Below are 26,116 nucleotides of genomic sequence, written 5' to 3'. Positions count from 1 at the left end.
CCTCCCGCAGACAGTGACCGACGCGCCCCCGGGCGGCAGTCAGCCCCGCGTGAGCGGCACACACGAACCGCGCGCCCCTTCCCGGCCGTCGTTGCCGGGAAGGGGCGCGCGGTCGCCCGGTCCGTGCTCGCGAAGGAGGCACCGGACGCCGGAGCCGCGCACGCACCCCGGCAGCCGGCCGGCCCGCGATCAGCAGGCCCGCGGGCGGCTCAGCGCAGTTCCTCCGGGCACGGGGTGCCGGGCTGGAGCTGGTACGGGGCCGCCAGCCGGTACACCCCGGGCTCCGGGGCGAGCAGCTCGGTCCACTCGTCGCCCTCCGGGTTCTCCTCCACCTGGATCAGGCAGCCATGCGTATTGGCGAACGTCCTCGGCGCGTCCTCGTCCTGCTTCGACCGCCGCTTCGACTCCTCGGTCTCCTGCGGCCGGTCCAGGCTCTTGCCCTCCTCGTCGACCACCGCCAGCCAGCGCGAGTACGGGATCCGGATCAGCACCCGCCCGGCCGACTTCACCCGGATGGTCAGCTCGTCCGCGCCCGCCCGCTCCACCGTCGCGGGCGGGTCGGCCATCGGCACCGGGTCCAGGACCCGGAACAGCTTCCAGTTGGAGTCGCCCCAGATCTTCGTCAGATACGGCTGGCCCTTCTCGACGAGCGCCGCCTCCGTCGCGGCCCCGCTGTCCGGCTTCCCCGTGGGCAGCACGACGTAGTGCACGGCCCAGCGGTCCAGCCACTCCCGGTAGTTCATGGCGTTGAGGGTGTCGTCGTAGAAGAGCGGGTTGCGCTTCATGTCGGCCTGGCGGTTCCAGCCGCGGGCCAGGTTGACGTACGGCGCGAGCGCCGACGCCTCCCGGTGGCTGCTCGCGGGCACCACTTCCACCCGGCCCCTCTCCGCCCCCGCCTCCTGGAGCTCATTCACCAGCGGGGCCAGCTCACGGGCCCAGGACGCGGTCGGGGCGGTACGGACGATGTCGTCGACGCCCTTGAAGCCGATCCAGAAGTTCAGCCCGGCGAACGCGAGGACCAGCGCGTACCAGCGGCGGGTCCGGGGCGCCGTGTACGGCAGGGCGGCCAGCAGCGTCACCCCGGCGAACAGCATCGCCATGCGGGTGACGTTCGACCCGATCTGCGAGTCGACGACGTACGTCAGCAGCGTCCCGACGCCGTAGACGGCGGCCGCCGTGCGGACCGTCTTCCAGTCGCGCGGCACGAGGACGAAGATGATCACCGCGAAGATGAACGGCAGCGACAGCGTCCCGACCGACATCGGCTGCGTACCGGAGAACGGGAACAGCCAGGAGGACAGCGCCACCACCGCGACCGGGGCGAGGCCCAGCGCGTACGCGCCGGGGCGCCGCTTGTGGAGGAAGAGCGCGGCGGCGACCACACCGAGGAAGAGCCCGGCGACCGGACTGGCCGCGGTCGCGAGTCCGGCCAGCGGGGCGGCGACGGCCGCCTTGGCCCACCGCTTGTAGCGCCACTTGTGCGGCCAGCAGAACACGGCGGCGACGGCACCGACCGCGAACATCATGCCGAGCCCGAACGTCACGCGTCCGGAGAGCGCGTTGCACAGATAGGCGAAGGCCCCGGCGAGCGAGCAGGCCAGCGGATTGCGCACGGCGCGGACCCGGACCAGGATCATCGCGGTCAGCGCGGCCGACACCGTACCGACGATCATCATCGTCGTACGGACGCCGAGCACCGACATCAGATACGGCGACACGACGCTGTACGAGACGGGGTGCATGCCCCCGTACCAGGCGAGGTTGTACGCGGTGCCGGGATGCCGGCCGACGAACTCGGCCCAGGCGTCCTGCGCCGCGATGTCGCCGCCGCTGTTCGCGAAGAAGAAGAACCACAGGACGTGGGTGACCGCCGCGGCCGCCGTCGTGATCGTGACCGGATGCCGCAGGAGACGCTGGAACCGGCTGCGCCGCGGCGCACCGGCGGTCGTGGTGGCGTCGCCGGTGACGGATTCGGCGGTACGCGGAGCGGGCAGCCGGATCCGTGCGGCCGGGCTGCCGCCGAGCTCACCGTTCCCGGTGCTGTGGTCGGCGCTGCTGTCCGCCTCGCGGCCGGGTCTCGGCTCCGCGGTGGTCACTACGGCTCTCCCCGTCGTCCGCCGGGCCCTGTACTTCCCTGATAAGGACGCGGTCCCGGCGTCCCCAGTTGCCCGGGGACGCTAACACGTGCGCGGCCGGGCAGGGGGCGCCGGGATCGACGCCCCCCACCACGGCCCACGTGGTTTCGCCGGATCAGCCGACCCGGGTCAGCTTCTTGCCGAAGGCCGGTTCCGCCAGCTCGCTCTGGAGCGCGACCGGCACCTTCACCTGGCTGGCGCCCTCGCCCACGGTCAGGGTGCCGACCTCGGTCCCGGCCGGCGCGGAGTTCGGCACCGCCTTCCCTCCATCGGTGAGTTCGAGCTTCACCGTGAGCCCGGCCCAGCCGACCGCCTGCACGTCCTTGGTGGCGACGACCGGCGTCGTGCCGCCGAGGCCGTCGTCGACGGTGCCGACGACCTGCCCCTTCTTCACGATCTTCGCGCCCTTCAGCTCGTCCTGGGTGGCGATCATGACCTTCTTGCTCGCCGCGTTGACCGCGTCGATGATCGAGGACTCGCTGTACTGGCCGAGCACCGCGCCGACGATCAGCTGGTCGGTACCGTCGACCATCTTGTGCGCCGCGAAGAGCAGGTTGCCGCCCGCCTTGGTGGTCGAACCGGTCTTGATCCCCAGGGCTCCGTCGAAGGGCACGAGGGTGTTGTAGTTCCGCCAGGTCTTGCCCGACGGGTCCTTCCACTCCGGCAGCTTGGTGATGTCCATCAGCGCCGGGATCTCGACCAGCTTCTCGCCCAGCTTCACCAGGTCCTCCGCCGTGCTCACCGTCGTCGCGTTGAGCCCGGAGGGGTCGGTGTAGGTGGTGTTCTTCATGCCAAGCTGCTTCGCGGTGTCGTTCATCTTCTTGACGAACGCCTTCTCGGAACCGGCGTCCCAGCGTGCCAGCAGCCGCGCGATGTTGTTCGCGGACGGGATCATGAGGGCGGACAGCGCGTCCTTCTCGCTGATCTTGTCGCCCTTCTTCACCGTGTCCAGGGTCGACTCGCCCTCGGTGAAGAGCTGACCGTCGGACTCGCCCTTCGCGTCGACCTCTATCGACGGGCCGTCCTCGCCCCGCTTCAGCGGGTGGTCCCTGAGCACGATGTACGCGGTCATCGCCTTGGCGACACTCGCGATCGGCACGGGCTTCTGCTCACCGAACGAGTCGACCCTGCCCAGTCCGGTCGCCGCCATGTAGCCCTGGCCCTGGTCCGGCCACGGCAGCTTCGGCTTACTGCCTTCGAAGGTGTACGTCGGCTGCGCCGTCAGCTGGAGCGTGGGCGTCGGCAGCGGGCGCACCATCTGCACGATCGCAAAGACGACCAGCAGGAGCAGGACCAGCGGGGTCCAGATCTTGACCCGCCGGACCGCGGTGCGGACGGGGGTCTCCTGCGGCGGAGGGGTGTTCGTCAGCTCGGCGAGCAGGTCGAGCGGCGGCTTGGGCGGCAGCGGCTGCTGCCTGGTCCGCTCGGGCTCGGCCGCCCATGCCGGGCGCGGGGCGGGCGTCGGGGCCGGCTTGGCCGCCTTGTCCGGGGCCGCCTCGGGTCCACCGGCCGCCGGAGCGGCCGGCTCGGGCTTGCGGGGCGCGGGAGTGGGCCGTACGTCGTCCGAGCGCAACGGCACGAACTTGCTGGTCCGCTCGGCCGCGGTCTCCGGCTTCGCCTCGCGCGGCGGAATCTTCAGCGCGGTCGTCGGATGGTCGACGTGTGCGGCCTTGGATGCCTCGGACGACTCGGGTGCCTTGGCCGCCTTGGCGTCCTTCTTGGCTTCCTTCGGCATCTTCGGTGCCTTGAAGACGGCCGTGGGCTGATCGATCCCGCGCAGGTCGGAGGCGGGTTCGGCGGATTCGGCGGGTTCCGCATCGCCGTCGCCGTCGCCGTCGCTGTCGCCGTCATCGGCAGAGGCTTCGGCGTCCGGTTCCGAGGCCGGTTCCGAGGCCGAGTCCGAGGCGGGAACCACGGCTTCCCCACGGGACTTCGGGACCCGGGCTTCGCCGGACCCCTTGGCAGTCTCGTCGGTCTCGTGTGTCCCGTCGGAAGCCTTGGCATCGTCGGAAGCCTTGGCCTCGCCGGTGACGGCCCCGTCGGATTCCGCGTCGTCCTCGTGCCCGACCCAGGCGGATACCGCGGCACGGAGCCGCGCGTCGCCGGGCTCGGCAGCGGACTCGTCGCCCTCCGCGGGCGCATCGGACTCGCCGGAACCGGTGGCCTTCGCCGCCTCCTCCGTCACCGCCGCCTCGGCCGACCCATCCGCCCCATCGGTCTCGTCCGCCTCAGGCGCCTCAGGCGCCGCGCTGCCCACCTCGGCCCCCTTGCTCACTTCTGCGCCCTCCGGAGGCGTGGAGCCCCCTTCAGGGCCCGTGGAGGCCGCAGTCGCCGCCGCGCCACCCTCGGCATCGGCGGGCCGGGTACGGAAGACCGCGGTCGCGGTGTCCGTCGTACGGCCCGTCACGCTTCCGGCATCCGCATCCGCGTCGGCACCCGCGTCGCCATCGGCAACGACATCCGCGTCGGCATCACCGTCCGCGGCCGTATCCGGTGCCTCGGCCCGGTCCGACGCCGTATCCGACGTCGCATCCGTGTCCGGGGCCGCATCAGCGGCCGGTTCACGGAACACGGCAAGACGCGGGTCACGTTCCTCCGGAGCCGTCCCCGACGACTTGTGCTGCTCCGTTTTATCGGGGGACTCGCCCGCCACCGATGCCTCCTCATGCGCTGCGGGGGCAACCCCGCGCTGTCCGAACCATCTACCAGTGTCCTGTGTGAACCGCTGGCCCGGCTGCTAGACGAGAACGACATACCTACTGGTTCCCATACATAGCGGTCAGGCGCTCTCGACAGACCAATGTGAGAGGGGTCACCCTGTCATTCATCCACGCGGGGAGGCATGGATGGGCAGGAGCCGCAGAACAATTCCGGAGGAGCTTCTGCTGCTCGCTCTGGACCCGACCACGGGTACCACAGCGCAGCCGCAGTCGCTCGACCTCGGCCTGGCCGGGGCACAGCTAGTAGAGCTGGCTCTGGCAGGACGGATAGCCCCTGACGGGGATCGTATCGCCGTGGTGATGCCACGGCCGACAGGAGATCCGACTCTGGACTCCGCACTGGAACTGCTGCGCCGTCGCGGCAGCCCGGTTCGGGCCGTCCACTGGATCGGCGGACCCCGGCTGGGGCTGCGCCAGATCTACCTCGCTCATCTGGAGCGGTGCGGCATGGTGCATGCCGTGGCGGGCCAGATGTGCGGAGTGCTGCCGACGACTCGCTACCAGGCGACGGACACGGCAATCAGCCGGGACATCAGAGCCCGGCTGGACAGTGCGATCCGCACCGGCGTACCGCCGGACCCGCGGACCGCGGCGCTCGCCGCGCTGGCCCACGCGGTCGGACTCGGCAAGCACCTGTACCCGGGGAACGAGGGGCGTTCATCGCGCTCCCGGCTCCGGGATCTGATCAGGCACGACCCGATGGGCGGCCTCGTGGCACATGCCGTGATGGACGTCCAGAACGGGGTGGCCGTCCAGCCACGCCGTAACCAGCAGGCAGCGGGGGTGCCGTTGCAACCGCAAGCGCAGTCGCGCCGCGGCAGCATGGCACAGACCGCCGCACACTGACCGAACGGTGCGCCGCACGGAGCAGGGAACAGCGCTCCGCGCGGCGCACCGCACGGACAGCCGAATACCGCCGCGCCGATGTCTCCAAGACCCGGTTCGGGAGCCGCACCACGCGCGGGGCAGCCGGGTCCACCGGCTGCCCCGCGCGCCTGCGTGTGGCCGTTTCCCAGCGCGGCCGGTGCCGGGGGTGGCAATCTGCTGAGCAGTAGATACGCACAGCTACATAGCCGGAGGTGCCGTTTCCGTGCCGTCCCATGTCAATCCCACTGTCAGGCGACGCCGATTGGGCCAGGAACTACGCCGCCTGCGCGAGCTCAAGGGCATGACCGCCGAGGAGGTGGCGGAGCGGCTGCTCGTCTCGCAGTCGAAGATCAGCCGCCTGGAGAACGGCCGCCGCTCCATCAGCCAGCGCGACGTCCGCGATCTGTGCGGGGTGTACGAGGTCGAGGACCACCGGATCGTCGACTCGCTGATGCAGATGGCCAAGGACTCCCGCCAGCAGGGCTGGTGGCATGCCTTCGGCGACATTCCGTACAGCGTCTACATCGGTCTGGAGACCGACGCGGAGTCGCTGCGCGTCTACGAACCCCAGGTCATCCCGGGACTGCTGCAGACGCGGGCGTACGCCGAGGCGCTGATCAACGGCGCGCTGCCGGAGACACCGCCGGCCGACATCGAGAAGCGGGTCAACGTACGCGCCCGTCGCCAGGACCGGGTCAACGCGCCCGAGCAACCGCTGCGGCTGTGGGCCGTGATCGACGAGTCGGCGCTGATGCGGGCGGTCGGCGGCAAGCAGGTGATGCGCGAGCAGTTGGAGCACCTCATCGAGCAGTCGCAGCTTCCCCATGTGACCGTGCAGGTGCTGCCGTTCGACATGGGCGCGCACCCGGGCATCAACGGGCAGTACGCGATCCTGGAATTCCCGGACGCCGCCGACTCCAGCGTCGTCTACATCGAAGGCGTCACCAGCGATCTCTATCTGGAGAAAGCGAACGATGTGCAGCGATACAGCGTCATGTACGAGCACCTGCGGGCGCAGTCGCTGAATGTGGAACAGACCCGGCAGTTCATCAGCGAGATCGCCAAGCGGTACACCAACTGAAACAGGACAGCCGCTACGCCTGTTTTGCGAGAAATGGAATGATGCCTAGTGAGAGGCGACGGCAGAGTACACCGTCGCCACCTCACGGCGGAAGACCCGCATGGAATATGCCATCCGGTCGAGTGAACGGCCACTTCACGCCGGGACGTTGGCGAGTAGCGTCGATCACGCCAACCGGAATCAGGTTGGTGCGACCCACCCAACTCTCTGAACCGGAGTGAACATGGCTATTCTTCAGGGTGCTACGGAAATGTGGACAAAGTCGTCGTACTCCGGGGGCAACGGCGCATGCGTCGAGGTCAAGTCCCCGGTCGCTCTGTCCATCGCCGTGCGTGACTCGAAGGCTCCCGAGGGCCCGTCGATCACCTTCGTCCCCGGCGCCTGGAACGCGTTCGTGCGCGATGTCGCCGAGGGCGTCATCAACGCCTGACCGGCCCTTTCGCCGGTCGCACCGCATCACCTGACTGGAGCCCTCTCGACTGGTTCGCCGTCCTGGCCGAGGGGGCTCGGCACCTTCGCCCGAGGCAGCTCGGTCACCGCAGACCACGGGGTCACCTCAACCGTCCCGACCGCGCCGGCCGCCCGGGTCACCTCAGCTGATCGACGTACCGATCCGTCCCCGGCACGGTCGGGATGAACGGCGCGACCAGCTCGACCCGCCCCAGGCCCGATTCCGCGACGGCCGCGTCGAGCCCGGTGAAGCTCTCCTCCCAGCAGGCCCGCGGGTCCTCCTGGAGGAACCACAGCAGCGTCAGCCGGGTGCCGACCCCCTCGACCTGCTTCACATACGTCATCCGGTCACCGGGCAGCGGCGTGGGCCGGAAGACCGTGACCATCGCCGCGGGCGACCCGTGCAGCCGCTTCGGCAGATGCCGGGAGCGCAGCCACTCCAGCAACTCGGCGCGCTTCTCCGGCGCTTCGGTGTCGATGACTTCGAGCACCAGACCCCGGTACGGATGGTCGAGGGCATGGAAGTCCCGGGGGCCGGCGGCGCCGTCGCGGTAGACGGTGGCCTCGTGGTCCTGGAACGCGGTGAAGACGTGGGTGCGGTCCTGGTAGACCCGGCCGTCCCGGTTGAGCCGCTTGTTGATCCCGACGGTCCACTTCATGTGGTCGTCGTAGCGCCCGTCCGTCACCCAGTACGTCGACAGATAGCACCCCGCCCCGACGGGCCGGGCGACCGCGGACTTCTCCGGGTACCGCAGCTCCTGGAGCTCCCTGGTGGCCACCCAGCGGCGCCCGGCGGCCATCCAGGGCATGGCCATCGCGCCCGCGTAGTAGTGGTCGTCCTCGTACCAGCGGTTGTACGCGTACTCATGGCCGGGATGCGGTTCGACCATGGTGATCAGGGCGTGCCCGGGGTGGACCCCGTACGGCCCCACCGCCGCCAGTTCCGCGTACCGGTCGCTCTGTGTCTCGTCGCCCATACCGTTCCCTTCCCCTTCCGTCCTGCGCCGCGGGCACCTACTCTGACGCTCCGTCAGAAGAACTGCCAGAGCCGGGAGGCGCCGATGTTGCTCGCGGGGAAGACCGTCATCGTGTCGGGCGTCGGGGCCGGGCTCGGGCATCAGATCGCGGCGACCGTCGTACGGGACGGGGGCAACGCGGTCCTCGGGGCGCGTACGGAGGCGAATCTCGCCAAGTCGGCCGTCGAGATCGACCCGGAGGGCCGGCACACGGCCCTCCTGCCGACCGACATCACGGACGAGGCGCAGTGCGAGGCGCTGGCCGCACGGGCGGTGGAGCGGTTCGGGGGGATCGACGCGGTGGTCCATGTGGCCGCCTGGGACAGCTACTTCGGCGGCCTGGAGGATGCCGACTTCGCCACCTGGCAGTCGGTCATCGACGTCAACCTGCTCGGTACGCTACGGATGACCCGGGCCTGTCTGCCCGCGCTCAAGGAGCGGGGCGGCTCGGTGGTCGTCATCGGCACCCAGTCCGCGGTGGCCGCCCCCTCGCAGGTGTGGCAGGCGGCGTACGCGGCGTCCAAGGGGGCGCTGACGTCGGCGATGTACTCGATGGCACGGGAGCTGGGGCCGCACCGGATACGGGTGAACACGGTGCTGCCCGGCTGGATGTGGGGGCCGCCGGTGCAGGCGTACGTCCAGTTCACCGCGCACACCGAGGGCGTACCGGAGGCCGAGGTGCTGGCCCGGCTCACCGAGCGGATGGCGCTGCCCGAACTGGCCACGGACGAGGATGTGGCCCAGGCGGCCGCGTTCCTGGCCTCGGACCGCGCGCGGGCGATCACCGGGCAGTCGCTGCTGGTCAACGCCGGCGAACTGATGCGCTGAGGCACCCGCTTGTCGACGCACCCGCCTACCGACGCCCCGGCGTACCGGCGCCCCGGCGTTCCGGCGCCCCGGTGGATTTTCGCGCTCCCCCTTTCCCGGCCGCACGGGACCCGCATCCCGTGCGGTCGCTCCGTCTCTCCCGACGTACATCCGTCCTCTGTGCGGCCTGACGAAGTGCCCGCCCATCGTGTGGCCGTGGTCACGCTCATGACAACGCCCCACTAGGCCAAGAGAACGCAAAATCGTTCGACTTGCTGATCGGTGTTCACATTTCTGATCGGAGAAAACCTTGACCGGGGACCCGGGCAGACGGTTCAATCCCCGAAGTCCCCGCTCCCGCACGGGGCCCCGCTGAACGGCCGTACTGACGAAGTGCGTACCCGTTCACAAGGCGGACCCCTGGAGGGGGCACATGAACAGTCTCGACTGGGCCGTGCTCATCGGATACTTCGGTGTGATGGTCGCGATCGGACTCTGGTCGCACAAGCGCGTGGACAACGTCAGCGACTTCTTCACGGCCGGCGGCAAGATGCCGTGGTGGCTGTCGGGCATCTCGCACCACATGTCCGGCTACAGCGCGGTGATGTTCACCGGCTATGCCGGAATCGCCTACCAGTACGGCGTCACGTCCTTCGTGACCTGGTCGCTGCCGATCGCCATCGGCATCGGTATCGGCGCCAAGCTCTTCGCACCCCGGCTCAACCGGCTGCGCTCGCGCCTGCACGTCGCCTCCCCGCTCGAATACCTGAAGAACCGCTACAACATCCAGACCCAGCAGGCGCTGGCCTGGTCCGGTCTGCTGCTGAAGATCGTGGACGTCGGCGCCAAGTGGGCGGCCATCGCCACCCTGCTCTCCGTCTTCACGGGGATCTCGCTCACCCAGGGCATCTTCATCACGGGTGCCATCACGGCCGTCTACTGCACGGTCGGCGGTCTGTGGGCCGACGCGCTCACCGAGCTGGGGCAGTTCATCATCCAGCTGTTCGCGGGGCTGGCCATGCTGGTCATCGCCATGAACGAGCTGGGCGGCTTCAGTTCGCTGTGGACCGTCTGGGACAAGCTGCCCGAGGGGCACACCGACCCGACCGCGGGCCCGTACACGGCGACCTTCCTGCTGGCGTACCTGTTCATCAAGACCTTCGAGTACAACGGCGGCATGTGGAACCAGGCGCAGCGCTACATGGCCACGGACTCCGCCCGTTCCGCGACCCGTTCGGCCCGGCTCTCCGCGATTCTCTGGCTGGTCTGGCCGGTCGTCCTGTTCTTCCCGATGTGGGTGGCCCCGCTGCTCGTCGAGGCGAAGAAGCCGGACGCCTCGGACAGCTACGCGCTGATGACCGAGCAGTTGCTGCCGCACGGTCTGCTGGGCCTGGTCGTCGTCGGCTTCTTCTCGCACACGATGGCCATGTGCTCCTCGGACGCCAACGCCATCGCGGCGGTCTTCACCCGGGACATCGCGCCGGTCTTCTCCAAGGCGGCCCGCGCCTGGGACAACCGCAGCGGCCTGCTGGCGGCGCGGCTGTCCACGCTGGCATTCCTCGGCCTGTCGATGGCGCTGGCGACGCAGATCAACTCGCCGACGTTCAAGGACATCATCTCGGTCGTCATCAAGTGGGTGGCCGGTCTGATGGGCCCGATCGCGATCCCGTTCATGCTGGGGCTGCTGCGCACGTTCCGCAGGTCGGGGCCGACGGCGGCGCTGACCAGCTGGGCGGCGGGTCTGCTCGCGTTCTACCTCACCAACTACAACTTCGACGGTTCGGTGAAGACGGACGTGGCGCTCCAGTACCAGGTGGCGCTGCCGCTGGCGATCTCGCTGGTGCTTTACATCGCCATCGGCTTCCTCAAGCCGGAGGACACCCCGGAGCGCGACGCGATCATCGACAAGGTCAACTGGGGTGACGGCGACGAGGACGGTCCGGCCCCGGCGTCCGGTGCGGCGATTCCCGCGCAGGGGGGTCCCACCGGCTCACCGGTTCCCGACACCACGAAGGACTGAACCCAACCGGCTTGCGTACGTGCGGAGTTCACGGGGCGGACGCGCGGGCGTCCGCCCCACAGCCCCACCCCGTCGAGGAGCCCCTCAGCCGCGCGGGTAGCGGGCCAGCCAGCCGGGGGCGACCGCGGTCGGGCTGTGCAGGGCCGGCCCCTGGGTCATCTCCATCGCGAAGTCGTCGGCGAGTTCCAGGAGCGTCGCACGCCCCTCCAGTTCGGACAGCCAGGCGGGTGGCAGCGCGGTCTCGCCGTGCAGCGCACCGAGCAGGGCCCCGCAGACCGCCCCGGTGGCCCGCGAGGGCCCGCCGTGGTTCACGGCGAGCCGCAGTCCGTGCCGGATGTCCTCGCCGACCAGCGCGCAGTAGACGGCCACCGCGAGGACCTCCTCGGCGGAGTCCGTGTCCCCGAGCGCCTCGATCAGGGCCGGGCCCGGAATTCCCTGGCGTACGGAGCCGAGGGCCTGCTGAAGGGCTTCGGTGACCGGCTCGTGGCCCGTGCGTTCCGCGAGCAGGACCAGGGCGTGCTGAACGGAACCGTCCAGGGTCTCGCCGCGGGCCAGCCCGTGCGCGAGGACACCGAAGGCCCCGGCGGCGAGCTGGGCGGTCGGGTGGCCATGGGTCTGTGCCGCGCACTCGATGGCCAGTTGGAGGACGAGCTGCGGCTCCCAGCCCACCAGCAGCCCGAACGGCGCGGACCGGGTGAGCGCGGCGGCGTCCCGGGCGGTGGGGTTCTTGGGCTGGTCGAGGGTGCCCATGACGGTGTCGCCGAAGCCGTTGAGACATTCCCGGGCGGGCGCGCGGCGGGCGTACAGCCACTCCTCCGCCGCCAGCCAGCCGTTGTCCTTGCGGCGCTCGTCGGGCCCCCAGTCGCGCTGGGTGGCGGCCCAGCGCAGGTAGGCCCGGTGCACGTCGGTGGGCGGGTGCCAGGCCCCGGTGTCGCGGCGGACCTGGGCGCGGATCAGCCCGTCGACGGTGAACATGGTGAGCTGGGTGACCGCGGTGACGGTGCCGCGTCTGCCGTGCGCCGGGAGGAAGTCGGCCACCCCTTCGGCGCCGTGGGCCTCACGGATCTCCTCCAGGGTGAGCCCGGTGACGCCCGCCCCGAGCGCGTCCCCGATCGCCCCGCCGAGCAGGGCGCCGCGTACCCGGCTGCGGAAGTCCTGCTGTTCGGCCCGGCCCCAGACAGCCGTGGTCCCTGTGCTCACCTCGCCCCTCCCCCGTACGTCCGTCCGTACGTCCGTCCCACGCGCCCGGCCCGTCGGGCGGATCAGCGTGCGAAGACCGCGCGACCTCGTCCGACTCCGTGCGACTGCGCAGCACTGTAATCGAATGGGAACGGTCGGTTGAGGGGGCGGATCTGGGTACGCGTGGGTATGTGAAGGGACGTCCCGCAGGTCGTTTTTGACCATGGTGGACCGCTTCGGGCTTCCCCTTACGGTGGTGCCCGGAGGTCGTCCGGCCTGACGCCGTTCAGTCAGCCGTTGACTCCCAGAGGGCGATCAGCTCCTGGGCGAGGAGCGGGTTGCCCGCGGCGAGGACCGTTGATCCGAAGGTGAACTCCCGCCCGCCCTCACCCAGTACCGCCCCACCGCGCTCCCGTACGAGGGCGGTGCCCGCCGCCACGTCCCAAGGCTTGGGCCCAAGACATACGCAGGCGTCCAGCCACCCCTCGGCCACCCCGACCAGGTCCAGGCTCATGGCCCCCTGCAGCCGGATGCGGTACGCCTTGTCGTACAGCCCACCGATGAGCCGCGCCGCTCGCGGACGGCCGGAACCCGTCCCCGTCAGGCCGACCACTGCGCCGGACAGGGCGCGGACCGCGACCGGCCCGAGCGTGCCCTGTCCGCCCGGTTCTCCGGCGCTCCAGCGTCGGCCGAGAGCCGGCGCGTGTACCACGCCCAGGACAGGCGAGCCCTCCACGACGTGCGCGAGCGAGAGAGCGTGGCCAGGAGCTCCGCGGGTGAAGTTCATCGTGCCGTCGATGGGGTCCAGCAGCCAGCACCTGGCCGGCAGTGGGCCCGCACCGGACGATTCCTCACCGATGACCGGGATGTCGGGCATGCGGTCCACCAATGCCTCCGTCACCCGGCGCTCCACTTCGACGTCGGCATCCGTGACTTCCTCCCCGGACGGCTTGCGCCGCACACGGGCCCACTCGCCGCCCGCCCCCTCCGCGGCAAGCCACCGCGCTCCCGCGTCGACCGCTTCCTCGGCGATACGACGCAGGGTGTGCACGTCGTGCTCGGGCTCTCGGGGGTGCTGCGGGTTCCGGGGGTTCATGGTGTGCCCATGGGCAGCTCAGCCACCTTCTCCGCGTGGGCACCGTGCTCGCCCATCACATAGAAGCTGAGCCGGTCGAAGGTCCACTCGGCGGGTACGTGAGTGCGTTCGGGCGCGGTACGGACCAGTTCGAGCGCGGCTTCCTCGTCAGTGCGGCCGAGCGTGATGTGGGGCGCGTAGGCATCCCCCGTGTAGCGGTATCCGTAGCGCGAGAAGCTCGCCCGTTCAGTCTCCGTATACCTCGATGTGTCCTTCGAGGTGTCGAACGCCTCGTGGTCGAGGTGAGGGGCGAGGCCGTCAAGGACCGTTTCCTGCAACTTCTCCAGCAGCGCCGGCCTCTCGACGGACATGAACAACCAGCCGGTCGGCTGGTGGACGATGCCGACGGAGGCAAGGGAGAGGCGCTCGGGCAGACTCACCCCTGCGCCGATCCTCGCCAGCTCCCGATCGGGATCGAGTGTCTCGCGGAAAGGCCCCTGGAACACCGTCAGGTGGGGCAGATTCCCCTCCTCGCTCAGCGGGGGCTGCAGCGGCCGGTCGCCTCCCAGACTCTTCTGCAGCCGAATCGCCGAGCGCGTGTGGTCCGCACACGGAAGCAGTGCGACACCAAGCCACCTGGTCATGGATGAGCTCCTATCTTCATGATCACGTGCAACGCCGCGTCGAGTCCCCTGCGCAGACACTGCGACGGCGGATCGCCGAACAGCCGACCGGCGATCAGCCCCGCATTGAAGGCGTCACCGCCGCCGGTACGGTCCACGGGCTCCACAACTGTCGTCGGCTCGCGCACCACTTCGCCGGATACCGGGACCCACAGCGCTCCGTCGGCTCCGAGCGTCAGGATCACATCTCCCGAGAGCTGCCGCGCATACTGCCGCGCCGTGGCGACGGCGTCGCCGGGTCGGGCCCGGGGGAGGCGGCCCACCTCATCGGCGTTCATCAGGTTCAGGCCCGCTCCTTCGGCAAGGGGACTCATGTCCCGGCCGTTCCATTCGATCGAGACGGAACGGCCGGCCCGGCGGGCGAGGCCGACGACGCGGCCGAGGGGCGGCGTGGGCAGCCCGACCACATGGACGTGGTCGACGTCCCGCACATCCGCCTCTGTGACGGCATTGAACGCCAGATCACGGTCGGCACCCGGGAACGTCATCATCCGTTTGCTGGCGCCGGACGAGATCACGATCGCCATGCTGGTCCGCGCGGTTGTGTCCACCCGTATCAGCCCCGTGTCCACGCCCCCGGCACGCAGGGCGTCGAGGCACAGCCCGCCGAGCGCGTCGTCCCCCACCGCCGACACGAGCCGAACGTCGCAACCCTGCCGCACGAGCCCCAGGGCGGTGTTGGCGGCCGACCCACCGGGGACGGCGGCGCACTCCTCGCCCCGGACCTTCTCGTGCTCCTCCGGAAAGTTCTCCGCCTGGACGATGATGTCGAAGTTGGTTCCGCCCAGCACGAGAACACGCTTCGTACGGGTCACGGGTCCCCCAGGCGATAGCTCTCGAACAGGACGTGGCGCACCAGCCGTTCACGTCTGGCCTGGCTGCTCTGGTGGGGAAATGCGGCGTGCGCGACCAGGTCGTCGACAAGCGTCTCGAATAGGCACTGGTCGGCGCCCATTTCGTGGAACCGCCGCATCAGTTCTCGGAACAACTCACTCGGCCGGGTTCCGAGCGCGGCGAGCCAGGCGCGGTTCGCGACGAGCACATTGGCGGCGGCGGACCGTAGACGTAACTGTGTCGCCACCGGTAGGACGTCCGAGTGGAGAAGCTCGAAGTAGTCCTCCTCGTCACGAGCGTGCATCCGCAGGTTCTGCCCGCCGACGGCCAGGACGTCGCGGTTCAGGTGGAAGAGTTCGAGCCCCAGGTGGTGCGGCACATCAAGAACGCGCACGCCCATGTCCCGCAGACCGTCCTCGTCGGTGGAGAAGGCCGACAGAACGTTGGCGAACATATCGCTGTGCCTCGGCACCGCGATCTGCGCACCGGCCGGGTTCGCCAGGAACTCTTCGGCCGTCGCGCCGCCCCAACGGCCGCCGCGCGCGGCGAGCAGGTAGAAGTTCCGGCCTCCCATCGAGTGCCCCAGACGGCCGACCGACACCACCTGGGAACCCAGCTCAGTATCGTCCTCGATCATGCTCAGAAGCCGCTGCTCGTTGTAGACGGCAAGGTCCAGCCGGCCCTGCGCGATATCGCGGACCAGTTGGTCCGACCAGGGCAGTTGGACAGACACCACGCGGTGGTGGTGCCGGGCCATCAGTTCCTCGAAGCCACAGCCCAGCAGCAGGGCCTTCACCACGATCAGTGTGGAGTCCGCCAGCCGCGTCGTTCCGGCCGTGGGCTGCACGGCGGCCAGCGCCTCACGCCCTTCGTCCTCCGCGAACGACGAAAGGGTCCGCCCGTACCAGACCACGAGCTGCGTCAGAGCGTTGAGGCAGGGCTGCACGTCCTCAGCGGAGATTTCCTCCCCGGACGTTTCCAGGGCGTGGCTACCGTAGTTGCCATAGTTCTGAATGGTGCGAATGGCCAGCACCATCTTCTGGGGTACGACCCCCTTGGCAGTGAGCACCGTGAGCAAGGATTCGAGCGTCGGCTTCGATCCGACAGCTTCCTGCAGGGCAATGTCCAAGAGGATCGACTCCGCCGCTCGTCGTGCCGTGCTGAGAAACACCTCGGGATCCGATTCGGCGTATCTCAAAGCCTTCTTGTAAAGACGGAGCGACTCGCCCTCGTTGACTGTCACGTCGACCGCGTCCTGTTCGGCAGATTGTCCCGGCTGCTAACAACGCAGCTTCCGTCAGATGTGCTTGTGTCACTCGTCGGCGGCGGGGCCCCCACGAAGCGAGGCGAGGACCAAGCGCCCGTACCGGGTGGCGAAGGCCGCCGCCGTCGCCACGAGGGCGGCACCGAGGGCCATCAGAAGGTGCACGGGGTCGTCTTCACCGAGCACTTGGAGCACGCTCAGTGCGGTGCCGAGCGGCAGACCGAGAATCGTGAGCACACCGAGCGCTCCCGCGATCTGCTGTCCGTCCTGTGTCTGGACGAGCCGGGAGTAGTCGGCGGCCTCCGCCAGTATCTCCTCGAACCGTGCGGGTAGCCGGTACTGCTCGTGGTATGCGAGAAGCAGTTCGTTGGCGGGGCCGTGTGCGGTGAGGTGCTGGCGCCAGTAGGTGCTGCGGAATCCCGCGATGTCCCTCTCCAGAGCGGTGAGACGACGGGCGAGCCCGGCACCGTCGAACACTGCCGAAAGCCCGTCCGTCAGCTCGTCGATGTGGTCTCGCTGCGCGATACCGAGGAGCAGGGCATCCAGGTAGACGGAGCGGACGTGAAGGGCCGCGAAGTCGTAGAAGTCGCCGTCGCCCCGGTCGGGACGATGGCCGAGGAACGCGGTGCCGTGCCGCAGGACCAGCGCACTCCAGTCCGCCGAGATCCGGACGGCACGCTCGGTCTGGGCCGGTAATGCCTCCGGGGAGGTGGGAAAGTCCGCCTCGTTGGAGCGGGAGGCGAGCGCCCAGAGCCACCGGTCGGCCGTCGGTGGCAGCGGGCCGCCGGATCGCAGTGCCGGGGTGTCGGCTTCCCCTGGGGTGAGGAACGCGACGGTGTAGGGGTGCGCCTGGGTAAAGGGTGCGCCGGTGCCCATCGGCGAGGCGATGCCCTGGAGGAGTACCTGGGGGGAGAGGGGGCCACTGAGCGGACCGGGTCCCGCCCCGGTGCGGTGGGCAAGTGCCCGCAGCACGTCCAGTAGCACAGCCGTCCGGACGGTGACATGCAGGACAGCAAGGGCGTGTTGCGGGTGGAGAGCGGTCGGGGTACGCAGGATCTCCATGCCATGCAGATGCATGTCCCCGTGGGTGACATCGGCGAAGAGATGCCACCGGCAAGGGCGTGCGGATGTTCCGTACAGCGCACGGCCCGCGGCATGGGTGAAGTACGTCTGCCGGGCCGCCACATCCGTGCGATGACCACCTGCCTCGAAGGGGATCGGCCCCTCGTCCCACGACACCGGGTCGACGGGAAGACGCACCGGACTGATCAGCGTGACCGACTGCCGTACGCCGACCGTGGATCCGATCTCCGTGGTCATCCGAACTCCGCCCCGGTGGCGTGGCATCCATAAGCGATGTGCCCGCAGTGTTCCCCCACCGATACCCCCGTACAGAGCGTTTGCCAAACGACGCCGGGCAAGATTACCCGGATCGGCGCCATCCCGGGCAAGCGCGTTTCCGGCCCGACCCGACGGCGTGGGCACACCTGGAACAGACGAGAGGAACATCAGCAACACACGTTCCCAAGAACGACGTTCAGGCAGGCGAAGGGCTCTCATCGGCCCCGGTGAACAGCCGCCCGAGCAACGGTCTCACTTTCCGGAACCAGCGTTCAGCACGAACAGCCACCCCGCCGCACCCCCTCAGCTCCCACGCACCGCCGCCGCCAACCGTTCACGCTGGTTGCGCGCCCAGGTGTATTCCGGGTTGATCTCCAGCGCGCGGTCCAGGTCCGCCAGCGCCCGGCCGGGCTCACCCAGTGCCTCGTGGGCGAGGGCCCTGCTGCCATGGGCCCAGGCGTATTCCGGGTCCAGTTCCAGGGCGCGCCCGTAGCTCTCCACGGCCTCCGCGTACCGGCCGAGCGCCCGGTAGACCTCGCCCCGTTCCCCTTCCGTCCCGGCTGCCCGGGGCGCCAGCTCCCCGGCGCGGTCCAGGTCGGCGAGGGCGCCGACGGTGTCGCCGAGGAACGTCCGGACGCGGGCCCGCCGGACCAGTCCCCAGATGTACTCCGGCCACAGGGCGAGCGCCCGGTCGAAGTCGTCGAGCGCGTCCTCGGGCCGGCCGAGCCGTTGGCGGACGTGCCCCCGGCTGCCGAGGGTGAGCGCGTCGCCGGGGTCCAGGGCGTGCGCCCGGTCCAGTACGGGCAGGGCTTCGTCGAGGCGCCCCATGCGCCGGTAGGTCTCGCCCCGCTCCCGCACGGCCCACGCCCAGTCCGGCGCGATCTCCTCGGCCCGGTCCAGGTCGGCCAGCGCCGCCTCGTGCTGCCCGAGCGCCCGCAGCGCGACCGCCCGTCCCTGGTGGGCGCGGGCGCTGCGCGGGTCCAGGACGAGGGCTCGCCCGTAGTCGGTGAGGGCCGCGTCGAACTCCCGGGCCCGGAAGCGGTCCCAGGCCCGCGCCACGAGGGCGGACGCCCGGTCGGTGTCGTCCAGTTCGGCCCGGGTCAGCAGCAGCCCGAGGGCGGCGGTGGCGCGGGGCCCGTGGTCGGTGAGGGCGGTCAGCAGGTCCCGGCCCCAGTCGCGCAGTACGGCGCTGTCGGCGTCCTCGCCCGCCTCCGCGAGGGTGCGGGCCCAGTGGCGGGCGGCGAGCGGGTCCTGGTGGCAGGCGGCGGTCCCGGCGCGCAGGGCGTCGGGGAGCGCGGTGCGGGGGCGGGCGCAGAGCCGGTGGTACAGCGCGTCGAGTGCCGCGTCGCGCCAGGGCTCCTCGGACCAGATCCGGTCCGGGTCGATCCCCTCGGCCGCCGCGTCCCGGCGGGCGGCGAAGGCCCCGGCCAGGCGGTCGTGGGCCTCGGTCCACTTCTGCGGGGAGGTGGTGCGCTGGAGCCGGAGCATCGGGGCGCGGACGACATCGTGGTAGCGGGCCCGCCCGGTGTGCCGCTCGGCGACGAACGGCAGCTCGTGCAGCCATGCGTACGCCCCCGGCGCCCCCTCCGGCACCACCACGGCCACCAGGTCCTCGTCGAAGCGCCGGGGCAGGGCGCACGCGAGCGCGGCGGCACGGCGGTCCGGGTCGCTCTCCCCCGCCAGGAAGCGCTCGACGGCGCTCGCACTGGCGTCGCCGACCGCCCCCGGGTTCGCGGCCAGCGTCGAGACGAGGACCGGCAGCCCGCCGGAGAGCCGGAGCACCTCCCGTACGACGGTCTCCTCCACGACCCCTCGTCCGGTGAGGAGTTGGCGCGTCTCCCGCTCGGTGAACGGGGCCAGTGGGACATCCGCGATCAGCCGCGCGTGGTCGGCCCAGCGGACGGAATCGAGGCGGCGCTGCCCGGCCAGGGTGAGGACGAGGTTCGCGGGGAGTTCGCCGTACCGGCCGGGCGTGAGCAGGTCGGTCAGCCACCCGTCGAGCAGCGGGGCGGTGCGCTCGTACGTGTCGAGGAAGAGCACGATCCACGGCACGGTGTCCGCGACCCGTTCCAGCTCGGCGACGAACACGGGCGTGAGGACCCGCACCGGTTCCGCCAGCAGCCGGGCGTCGTCCTGCTGCCGCGACCGGCCGCCGAACACGGCGCGCAGACCGCCCGCGCCACGCGCCACCACCGCCGGGTCGATCCCGCCGACCAGCGCCCCCACCACCGGCAGCGTCCCGGCCGCGATCAGCCCGGCCTGCGCGGCGGCCAGCGCCCCGGCCGAGGGATCACCGTCCACCGGCTCCCCGCCCGCCGCGTCCTGGGCGGCGGCCTCGTGGAGCCGCCGCTGATACGTGGTCAGCAGCCGGTCCAGCGCCTTGAGCGGGTGCCCCTGCGCGGCGAACTGCTCGGCGATCAGGGCCAGCACCTCGGGCACGGACTCGGCGCTCTCGTCGACCGACGCGGTGAGCGCCCCACACCCTCTGGCGGCCCGGCGCCATTCCCGTACGAGAGATGTCTTGCCGACCCCCGCGTTGCCGCGCACATGGAACACGAACCGGTGGCGCGGATTCTCCGGGGGTACGGCGAAGTTGCCCCGGAACAGGTCGAGTTCACCGGCGCGCCCGACGAAGGCGGCACGGCGTTGTTCCTCGACGATCTGCTGAAGGGACAGGCGGCGCGGGCCGGCGGCGGTCATGCCCCCAGTCTGACAGCGCCACCCGCCGACCGGGGAGCCGTTGGCCGGTGAACCGTTCGCCGGGGAGCCGTTCGCCGGGGAGCTGTTGGCCGGGGAGCTGTTGGCCGGGGAGCTGTTGGCCGGGCAGCCATTCGCCGTTGGAGTCGTTGGCCGTTGGAGCCGCTGGCAGGTTGGAGCCGCTGGCCGTTGCAGTCATTGGCCGCTGAAGTCGTCGGCCGTAGCAGTCGTCGGCCGTAGCAATCGTTGGCGGTGGGAGTCGTCGGCCGTTGGGGTCGTTCGTCCCGCTCGTAGCGGGTCCGTGCCGGTCACCGCCTGTCGTGACCGGCACGCAGACTCGCCACCAGGCTCAGCGCGAGCACTCCCACGAAGACGAGGAGGGGCACGGTCCACACCCCCGTCACGGTGTGAGTACGGACGCGGTGACCGGTCCGGCTGCGGCGAGCAGGTAGCCACCGGTCTGCGCCACCGTGGACATCTTCGCCACGTGCTCGTGGTCCTTGCCCCGCTCGACGTAGAGCACCCCGGCCACGGCCTGGCCGCCGCCGAGCCCGCCGCCGAGCCCGATCGCCCAGAGTGCGGGGACGGCCGGGGTGTGCTGGGACGCGCGGGGACTGGGCGCGCCGGGGCCGGAGGCGCCAAGGGCCGGGCGGGCCGACAGCCGGGCGCGCCGGGGGCTTCGCTAGAGGCCGGGTGACCGGCGGGCCGGTTCGATGCGGGCCAGCCAAGCGGTCAGGAGCGTTTCGAGGCCCGCGGCCTCCTGTGGGGTGAGTTCCGCCAGGAGGCGGTGCTCGTTGTGGATGTGCTCGGTGAAAGCCTGGTCGATGAGCTCGCGTCCGGCGTCGGTGAGCGCGACGACGCGACCGCGTCCGTCGGCATCGCTGGTCCGGCGGGTGACCAGCCCCGCCCGTTGCAGCCGGTCGATCCGTTTCGTCATGGCGCCGGTCGTCACCATCGTGTGGGCGGCCAGCAGACCAGGGGCCCGCTCGAAGGGCGCGCCCGCGCGGCGCAGCGCCGCCAGGACGTCGAACTCGCCCTCGCTCAGGCCGTAGCGGGCATAGACGACGCAGAGTTCCTGGGTGAGGGCGCGGGCGACACGATGGAGCCGGCCGATGACGGCCTGCGGGCTCACATCGAGATCCGGCCGCTCCCGCCGCCACTCGGCCTGGACACGGGCCACCTGATCGGCTGCCTGCTGCTCTTCCATGGAAGTAACTATACCTTCCATGGAAGGTATAGTTACTTCCATGGAAGGTAGTTCTCCCTGGGGTCTCGGGCGCTCCGACTACGGCCCGGCCCCACTCCGACGGGCGCGGACCCGTCCCGTCCCCGAAGGAAGGCGTCGGCATGGCGAACGACGAAGTGGTGGACCCGCACCGCGTGCGGAAGCGGCGGGGCCCGGCACGCGCCGCCACCGTCGGGCAGTGTGCCGCGGTCGTCGCCCTGCTGCTGGCCGCGGTCAACCTCCGGCCCGCGGTCACCAGCCTCGGCCCGGTGCTCGAAGAGGTCCGGGCGGGCCTCGGGGTGAGTGCCGGTGTCGCCGGAGTCCTCACCTCCGTACCCGCGGCCTGCTTCGCACTGGTCGGCTTTCTCGCGCCCCGTCCGGCCCGCCGGTACGGGCCCGGCCCGGTCATCACCGCGGGCCTGGCAGCGGCCGCTATCGGTCTGGCGCTGCGCCCCTTCACGACGGGCGCCGTCTCGTTCATCGGGGCCACCGCCCTCGCGCTCGCCGGGATCGCGGTGGCCAATGTGCTGCTGCCCGCCGTGGTCAAGGAACGCTTCCCGGAACGGGTCGGCATGATGACCGGCCTCTACGCCATGGCCCTCAACCTGGGCGCGTCCGCCGCCGCCGCTCTCACCGTCCCCGTGGCCCAGGTCTTCGGCGGCGACTGGCGCATCGGCCTCGCGGTCTGGGCCGCTCCCGCCGCTCTCGCCGTACCGCCATGGCTCGCCCTCGCCCGATCACCCGCCCGACCGCCGCACGCCCGCGCCACCGCACCTGACTTCGCGCCGGACCCCGCGACCAACCCTGCGCGGGAAGCCTCGCCGGACCCTGCGCGGGAAGCCTCGCCCAACCCCGCACGGGGCGCCTCACCGGACCCCGCGCCCAACCCCGCGTCCGGCCCCGAGCCCCGCGCGCCGCTCACCCGTAACCCGACCGCCTGGGCACTCGCCGTCTACTTCGGGCTGCAAGCCACCGCGGCGTACGTCGTCATCGGCTGGCTGCCGCAGATCTACCGCGACGCCGGTCTCTCCGCCGGAACCGCCGGTCTGCTGTTCGCCCTCACCTCCGTACTCGGCATCCCCCTGTCCTTCGCCCTGTCCGCCGCCGCCGGAGGACTGCGCGGCCAGAGCGGGATCGCGGTGACCATCGGGGTGTTCGGACTGGCCGGATACACCGGGCTCTGGGCCGCACCGGCCACCGCGCCGTGGCTGTGGGCCGTCCTGCTCGGCGTCGCCAACTCCTCGTTCCCGCTGGCTCTGACGATGATCGGCATGCGGGGCCGGGACGGTGCGGCGGTGATCCGGCTGTCGGCCTTCGCGCAGAGCACCGGCTATCTGCTGTCGATCCCCGGCCCCGTGCTGGTCGGCGCCCTCTACCAGCACACCGGCAGCTGGCGCACGCCCCTGCTCTTCATGAGCCTGCTCATGCTTCCCCAGCTCGCGGCCGGTCTGCTCGCGGGTCGCGACCGCCGGATCGGCTGATCCGGGCCGGGGGCGGCTTCGGCCCGAAGGCCACGGCAGCCACGGCAGTCACGGCAGTCACGGCAGGCTTTACCCAACGGTCGACCACTTGTTTTCCCTGGTCAGCTAGCGTTCAAGCATCCATTGGCCTTGTTGTACGGGCCCGTTCGGCTATGACCGACCGGGCCCGAGGGAGAGGTGTGCCATGAGTGTGGTCGACCTTGCGGAGACGGCAGCCGGTCTGCCGGCGGCGTGGAGTTCGCACCGGCTCGGGCTGGTGGGGGCGGCCTGCGTGAAGGTCCTGCGCATGGACGAACTGCCGGTCGAGGAGGAGCGCCACGGAGCCGCCGAGGCACTGCTGGTCCTCGACGGCCTGCTGGAGCTGGAGGTGGACGGCCGGCCGGTGCCGGCGCGGGCGGGCGAGCTGTACCTGGTGGCGGCGGGAACCCCCCACGCGGTCCGCCCCGGAAGCCGCGGCACGCTGGTGATCGTGGAACTGCCGGAGGAGTGACCGTTCCTCTCCGCCCCGGCCGTGCCCGGAGGCCGGCCCCTGGGACAGAGGGTCATCGCCCGGTGGCCGGCCGCAGCCGTGCGGCCGGCCACCGGGCGGAGCCGTACGGGAGCTCCGTCCTCAGCTCGGCAGCACCGGCAGCAGCTCCGGCAGATGGCCGTCCGACGCGGCGGCGGCCGTGACGCGCTCCGCCGGGACCTCGCCGTACAGCGTCGTGCGCGGGCGCGCCGGGCGACCGGTCAGGTCGGCGATGGCGACCAGGTCCTGGACGGAACGGTACGAGCCGTAACTCGACCCCGCCATACGGGAGATGGTCTCCTCCATCAACGTGCCGCCCAGGTCGTTCGCACCCGAGCGGAGCATCTCCGCCGCACCCTCCGCGCCGAGCTTCACCCAGCTCGTCTGGATGTTGGTGATGTGCGGGTGGAGCAGCAGGCGGGCCATCGCGGTGACGGCCCTGTTGTCGCGGTCGGTGGGGCCGGGGCGGGCGATGCCCGCCAGGTAGACCGGGGCGTTGGTGTGAATGAAGGGCAGGGTCACGAACTCCGTGAAACCGCCCGTCTCCTGCTGGAGGTTGGCCAGCGTCCGGAGGTGGCCGAGCCAGTGGCGGGGCTGGTCGACATGGCCGTACATCATGGTGGAGGACGACCGCAGGCCCACCTCGTGGGCCGTCCTGATGACCTCCAGCCAGGTGGCGGTGGGGAGCTTGCCCTTGGTGAGGATCCAGCGGACCTCGTCGTCCAGGATCTCCGCCGCCGTGCCGGGGATCGAGCCGAGCCCGGCCTCCTTCGCGGCGATCAGCCAGTCGCGGATGGACATCCCGGTGCGGGTCGCGCCGTTGACGACCTCCATGGGCGAGAAGGCATGCACATGTATACCGGGGACGCGTTCGCGCACCGCCCGTGCGATGTCGAAGTACGCCGTGCCGGGCAGGTCCGGGTGGATGCCGCCCTGCATGCAGACCTCGACCGCGCCGACGTCCCACGCCTGGGCCGCCCGGTCGGCGACCTGGTCCAGGGAGAGGGTGTACGCGTCGGCGTCGGTGCGCCGCTGGGCGAAGGCGCAGAAACGGCAGCCGGTGTAGCAGACGTTGGTGAAGTTGATGTTCCGCGTGACGATGTACGTGACGTCGTCGCCGACCACGTCCCGGCGCAGCGCGTCCGCGATCCGGCACAGCTCGTCGAGCGCCGGGCCGTCCGCGTGGAGCAGGGCGAGGGCCTGGTCGTCGGTGAGCTTCGTGGGGTCGTCGGCGGCCTGCCCGAGCGCCTGGCGTACATCGGCGTCGATGCGGGACGGCACCATCCCGGGGGCGGCCGCCTCGCGGAGCGCCTCCCAGTCCCCGTACACCTCGTCGAAGTCGTCGCGGCGGTCGCCGGTACGGCCCTCGGTGTCGATGGTGCGGTGCAGGTCGGTACGGCCGGTGGCGTTGAAGCCCTCGTCCGGTTCCTGCCAGGGCAGGCCGGTGGGGATCGCGCCCTCGCGGGCGAGGCCCGTCTCCGGGTCCGCCAGGGCGCGGACGTGCGGGACGAGGCGGGGGTCCAGCCACGGTTCGTCGCGCTGGACGAACTCCGGGTAGATAGTCAGACGTTCGCGGAGCGTGAAGCCCGACTCGGCTGTCCTGGCCGCCAGTTCGTCGATGAGCGGCCAGGGGCGTTCGGGGTTCACATGGTCGGGCGTGAGGGGCGAGACACCGCCCCAGTCGTCGATCCCGGCGCCGATGAGCAGCGCGTACTCGGCGTCCACCAGATTCGGCGGGGCCTGGATGCGGGCCGAGGGGCCGAGGATGTGGCGGCCCACGGCGATGGCCGCCGCCAGTTCCTCCAGCTCGGCGTCCGGCATGCCGCGCATCGCCGTGTCCGGCTTGGCGCGGAAGTTCTGGACGATGATCTCCTGGATGCCGTGGTAGGCGCGGGCCGTCTTGCGCAGCTCGAAGAGGGAGTCCGCGCGCTCCTCGTACGTCTCACCGATCCCGATGAGGATGCCGGTGGTGAACGGGACGTTGGAGCGGCCCGCGTCCTCCAGGACGCGCAGCCGTACGGCCGGTTCCTTGTCCGGGGAGCCGTGGTGCGGGCCGCCCGGCTCGGACCACAGGCGGGTCGCCGTCGTCTCCAGCATCATCCCCATGGACGGGGCGACGGGCTTGAGCCGCTGGAGGTCGGTCCAGGTCATGACGCCCGGGTTGAGGTGGGGCAGCAGCCCGGTCTCCTCCAGGACCCGGATCGCCATGGCCCGTACGTACGCGAGGGTGTCGTCGTACCCCTCGGCCTCCAGCCACTCGCGCGCCTCGGGCCAGCGGTCCTCGGGCCGGTCGCCCAGGGTGAACAGCGCTTCCTTGCATCCCATGGCCGCGCCCTCGCGGGCGATGGCCAGGACCTCGTCGGGAGACAGAAACATCCCGTGGCCCTCGCGGCGGAGCTTGCCCGGCACGGTGACGAAGGTGCAGTAGTGGCACTTGTCACGGCAGAGCCGGGTCAGCGGGATGAAGACCTTGCGCGAGTACGTGATGACGCCCGGCCGACCGGCCGCCTGAAGGCCCGCGTCCCGCACCCGGGCGGCGGACGCGGAGAGGTCCGTCAGATCGTCGCCGCGCGCCTGGAGGAGTACGGCGGCCTCGGTCACATCGAGGGCGACACCGTCACGGGCCCGTTTGAGCGCGCGCCGCATGGCGTTGGTGGTGGGGCGTCCGCTCTGAGGATCGGTCATGGACCCGAGCATACGAGCGAGGCACACGAACCGGACCACGGCCTCCTT

General features: G+C 71.0%; 20 protein-coding genes. 7 read left to right on the top strand and 13 right to left on the bottom strand.

The window, feature by feature from the left end; all coding sequences use genetic code 11:
• Positions 1 to 209: 209 nt before the first annotated feature.
• Both A6A29_RS32575 and A6A29_RS32570 read right to left on the bottom strand, forming a co-directional pair.
• Entirely contained in the window at positions 210 to 2,096 is a 1,887-nt protein-coding gene (locus tag A6A29_RS32575) for an MFS transporter (RefSeq protein WP_073725736.1), read from the bottom strand.
• Positions 2,097 to 2,250: 154 nt separating this feature from the next.
• On the bottom strand, positions 2,251 to 4,788 hold the full coding sequence (locus tag A6A29_RS32570) for a serine hydrolase (protein ID WP_073725734.1): 2,538 nt from the start codon (positions 4,786 to 4,788) through the stop codon (positions 2,251 to 2,253).
• A 193-nt stretch (positions 4,789 to 4,981) separates the two neighbouring features.
• On the opposite strand from A6A29_RS32570, the gene A6A29_RS32565 reads away from it, so the two are divergent.
• From A6A29_RS32565 to A6A29_RS32555, 3 genes are all read left to right on the top strand, one after another.
• Positions 4,982 to 5,701, top strand: coding sequence for a GOLPH3/VPS74 family protein (locus A6A29_RS32565; RefSeq protein ID WP_073725732.1), 720 nt, complete (start codon positions 4,982 to 4,984; stop codon positions 5,699 to 5,701).
• A gap of 244 nt (positions 5,702 to 5,945) precedes the next feature.
• Positions 5,946 to 6,803 carry a helix-turn-helix domain-containing protein gene (locus tag A6A29_RS32560; protein WP_073725730.1) on the top strand — a complete coding sequence of 286 codons (858 nt, stop codon included), beginning with the start codon at positions 5,946 to 5,948 and terminating at the stop codon, positions 6,801 to 6,803.
• A 223-nt stretch (positions 6,804 to 7,026) separates the two neighbouring features.
• Complete coding sequence (locus tag A6A29_RS32555; RefSeq protein WP_073725728.1) at positions 7,027 to 7,233, top strand: DUF397 domain-containing protein; 207 nt, start codon at positions 7,027 to 7,029, stop codon at positions 7,231 to 7,233.
• A gap of 157 nt (positions 7,234 to 7,390) precedes the next feature.
• Here A6A29_RS32555 and A6A29_RS32550 read toward each other — a convergent pair whose 3' ends face one another.
• Positions 7,391 to 8,230: a hypothetical protein gene (locus A6A29_RS32550; RefSeq protein ID WP_073725726.1), complete on the bottom strand. Its 840-nt coding sequence runs from the start codon at positions 8,228 to 8,230 to the stop codon at positions 7,391 to 7,393.
• Between the two features lie 84 nt (positions 8,231 to 8,314).
• On the opposite strand from A6A29_RS32550, the gene A6A29_RS32545 reads away from it, so the two are divergent.
• Positions 8,315 to 9,097 carry an SDR family oxidoreductase gene (locus A6A29_RS32545; protein WP_073725724.1) on the top strand — a complete coding sequence of 261 codons (783 nt, stop codon included), beginning with the start codon at positions 8,315 to 8,317 and terminating at the stop codon, positions 9,095 to 9,097.
• Between the two features lie 412 nt (positions 9,098 to 9,509).
• Entirely contained in the window at positions 9,510 to 11,096 is a 1,587-nt protein-coding gene (locus A6A29_RS32540; RefSeq protein ID WP_073725722.1) for a sodium:solute symporter family protein, read from the top strand.
• 84 nt (positions 11,097 to 11,180) lie between these two features.
• Here A6A29_RS32540 and A6A29_RS32535 read toward each other — a convergent pair whose 3' ends face one another.
• The 9 genes from A6A29_RS32535 to A6A29_RS32500 all read right to left on the bottom strand — a co-directional run bounded on the left by A6A29_RS32535 (position 11,181) and on the right by A6A29_RS32500 (position 21,376).
• Positions 11,181 to 12,296 carry an ADP-ribosylglycohydrolase family protein gene (locus A6A29_RS32535; protein WP_073725720.1) on the bottom strand — a complete coding sequence of 372 codons (1,116 nt, stop codon included), beginning with the start codon at positions 12,294 to 12,296 and terminating at the stop codon, positions 11,181 to 11,183.
• Between the two features lie 265 nt (positions 12,297 to 12,561).
• Positions 12,562 to 13,371, bottom strand: coding sequence for an inositol monophosphatase family protein (locus A6A29_RS32530; RefSeq protein ID WP_073725718.1), 810 nt, complete (start codon positions 13,369 to 13,371; stop codon positions 12,562 to 12,564).
• On the bottom strand, positions 13,368 to 13,994 hold the full coding sequence (locus tag A6A29_RS32525; RefSeq protein WP_073725716.1) for a 2'-5' RNA ligase family protein: 627 nt from the start codon (positions 13,992 to 13,994) through the stop codon (positions 13,368 to 13,370). Before A6A29_RS32525 ends, A6A29_RS32530 begins: the two co-directional genes overlap by 4 nt.
• Positions 13,991 to 14,848 (bottom strand): carbohydrate kinase family protein, encoded by an 858-nt coding sequence (locus tag A6A29_RS32520; RefSeq protein ID WP_073725714.1) that lies wholly within the window; start codon positions 14,846 to 14,848, stop codon positions 13,991 to 13,993. The genes A6A29_RS32525 and A6A29_RS32520 overlap by 4 nt, the downstream gene beginning before the upstream one ends.
• A complete protein-coding gene (locus A6A29_RS32515) occupies positions 14,845 to 16,110 on the bottom strand; it encodes a DUF4145 domain-containing protein (RefSeq protein ID WP_073725711.1) in 1,266 nt (421 codons plus the stop codon). Before A6A29_RS32515 ends, A6A29_RS32520 begins: the two co-directional genes overlap by 4 nt.
• Before the next feature lie 69 nt (positions 16,111 to 16,179).
• Positions 16,180 to 17,451, bottom strand: coding sequence for a hypothetical protein (locus A6A29_RS32510; protein WP_073725709.1), 1,272 nt, complete (start codon positions 17,449 to 17,451; stop codon positions 16,180 to 16,182).
• Positions 17,452 to 17,775: 324 nt separating this feature from the next.
• Positions 17,776 to 20,172 (bottom strand): tetratricopeptide repeat protein, encoded by a 2,397-nt coding sequence (locus tag A6A29_RS32505; RefSeq protein WP_073725707.1) that lies wholly within the window; start codon positions 20,170 to 20,172, stop codon positions 17,776 to 17,778.
• Between the two features lie 397 nt (positions 20,173 to 20,569).
• A complete protein-coding gene (locus A6A29_RS47685; RefSeq protein ID WP_143197124.1) occupies positions 20,570 to 20,701 on the bottom strand; it encodes an MFS transporter in 132 nt (43 codons plus the stop codon).
• Positions 20,702 to 20,851: 150 nt separating this feature from the next.
• Positions 20,852 to 21,376, bottom strand: coding sequence for a MarR family winged helix-turn-helix transcriptional regulator (locus tag A6A29_RS32500; RefSeq protein WP_107468372.1), 525 nt, complete (start codon positions 21,374 to 21,376; stop codon positions 20,852 to 20,854).
• Between the two features lie 140 nt (positions 21,377 to 21,516).
• Here A6A29_RS32500 and A6A29_RS32495 point away from each other — a divergent pair, with 140 nt between their 5' ends.
• Positions 21,517 to 22,875, top strand: a complete 1,359-nt coding sequence (locus tag A6A29_RS32495) for a CynX/NimT family MFS transporter (protein WP_073725703.1) — start codon at positions 21,517 to 21,519, stop codon at positions 22,873 to 22,875.
• Positions 22,876 to 23,059: 184 nt separating this feature from the next.
• Positions 23,060 to 23,365 carry a cupin domain-containing protein gene (locus tag A6A29_RS32490; protein WP_073725701.1) on the top strand — a complete coding sequence of 102 codons (306 nt, stop codon included), beginning with the start codon at positions 23,060 to 23,062 and terminating at the stop codon, positions 23,363 to 23,365.
• A gap of 120 nt (positions 23,366 to 23,485) precedes the next feature.
• Here A6A29_RS32490 and A6A29_RS32485 read toward each other — a convergent pair whose 3' ends face one another.
• Positions 23,486 to 26,068, bottom strand: coding sequence for a bifunctional FO biosynthesis protein CofGH (locus A6A29_RS32485; RefSeq protein WP_198953449.1), 2,583 nt, complete (start codon positions 26,066 to 26,068; stop codon positions 23,486 to 23,488).
• Between the last annotated feature and the right edge of the window lie 48 nt (positions 26,069 to 26,116).

The sequence above is a fragment of the Streptomyces sp. TSRI0281 genome, from assembly GCF_001905125.1.
In the GTDB taxonomy this organism is placed as follows: Bacteria; Actinomycetota; Actinomycetes; order Streptomycetales; family Streptomycetaceae; genus Streptomyces.
Note: the sequence above shows the minus strand (reverse complement) of the source record. Positions and strands in the feature narration are given on the sequence as shown.

Coding starts and splice junctions, on each gene's coding strand:
- A6A29_RS32505 (WP_073725707.1), bottom strand. CDS start 20,172: ATGACCGCCGCCGGCCCGCGCCGCCTGTCCCTTCAGCAGATCGTCGAG.
- A6A29_RS32555 (WP_073725728.1), top strand. CDS start 7,027: ATGGCTATTCTTCAGGGTGCTACGGAAATGTGGACAAAGTCGTCGTAC.
- A6A29_RS32540 (WP_073725722.1), top strand. CDS start 9,510: ATGAACAGTCTCGACTGGGCCGTGCTCATCGGATACTTCGGTGTGATG.
- A6A29_RS32530 (WP_073725718.1), bottom strand. CDS start 13,371: ATGAACCCCCGGAACCCGCAGCACCCCCGAGAGCCCGAGCACGACGTG.
- A6A29_RS32490 (WP_073725701.1), top strand. CDS start 23,060: ATGAGTGTGGTCGACCTTGCGGAGACGGCAGCCGGTCTGCCGGCGGCG.
- A6A29_RS32485 (WP_198953449.1), bottom strand. CDS start 26,068: ATGACCGATCCTCAGAGCGGACGCCCCACCACCAACGCCATGCGGCGC.
- A6A29_RS32500 (WP_107468372.1), bottom strand. CDS start 21,376: ATGGAAGAGCAGCAGGCAGCCGATCAGGTGGCCCGTGTCCAGGCCGAG.
- A6A29_RS32510 (WP_073725709.1), bottom strand. CDS start 17,451: ATGACCACGGAGATCGGATCCACGGTCGGCGTACGGCAGTCGGTCACG.
- A6A29_RS32550 (WP_073725726.1), bottom strand. CDS start 8,230: ATGGGCGACGAGACACAGAGCGACCGGTACGCGGAACTGGCGGCGGTG.
- A6A29_RS32525 (WP_073725716.1), bottom strand. CDS start 13,994: ATGACCAGGTGGCTTGGTGTCGCACTGCTTCCGTGTGCGGACCACACG.
- A6A29_RS32565 (WP_073725732.1), top strand. CDS start 4,982: ATGGGCAGGAGCCGCAGAACAATTCCGGAGGAGCTTCTGCTGCTCGCT.
- A6A29_RS32545 (WP_073725724.1), top strand. CDS start 8,315: ATGTTGCTCGCGGGGAAGACCGTCATCGTGTCGGGCGTCGGGGCCGGG.
- A6A29_RS32495 (WP_073725703.1), top strand. CDS start 21,517: ATGGCGAACGACGAAGTGGTGGACCCGCACCGCGTGCGGAAGCGGCGG.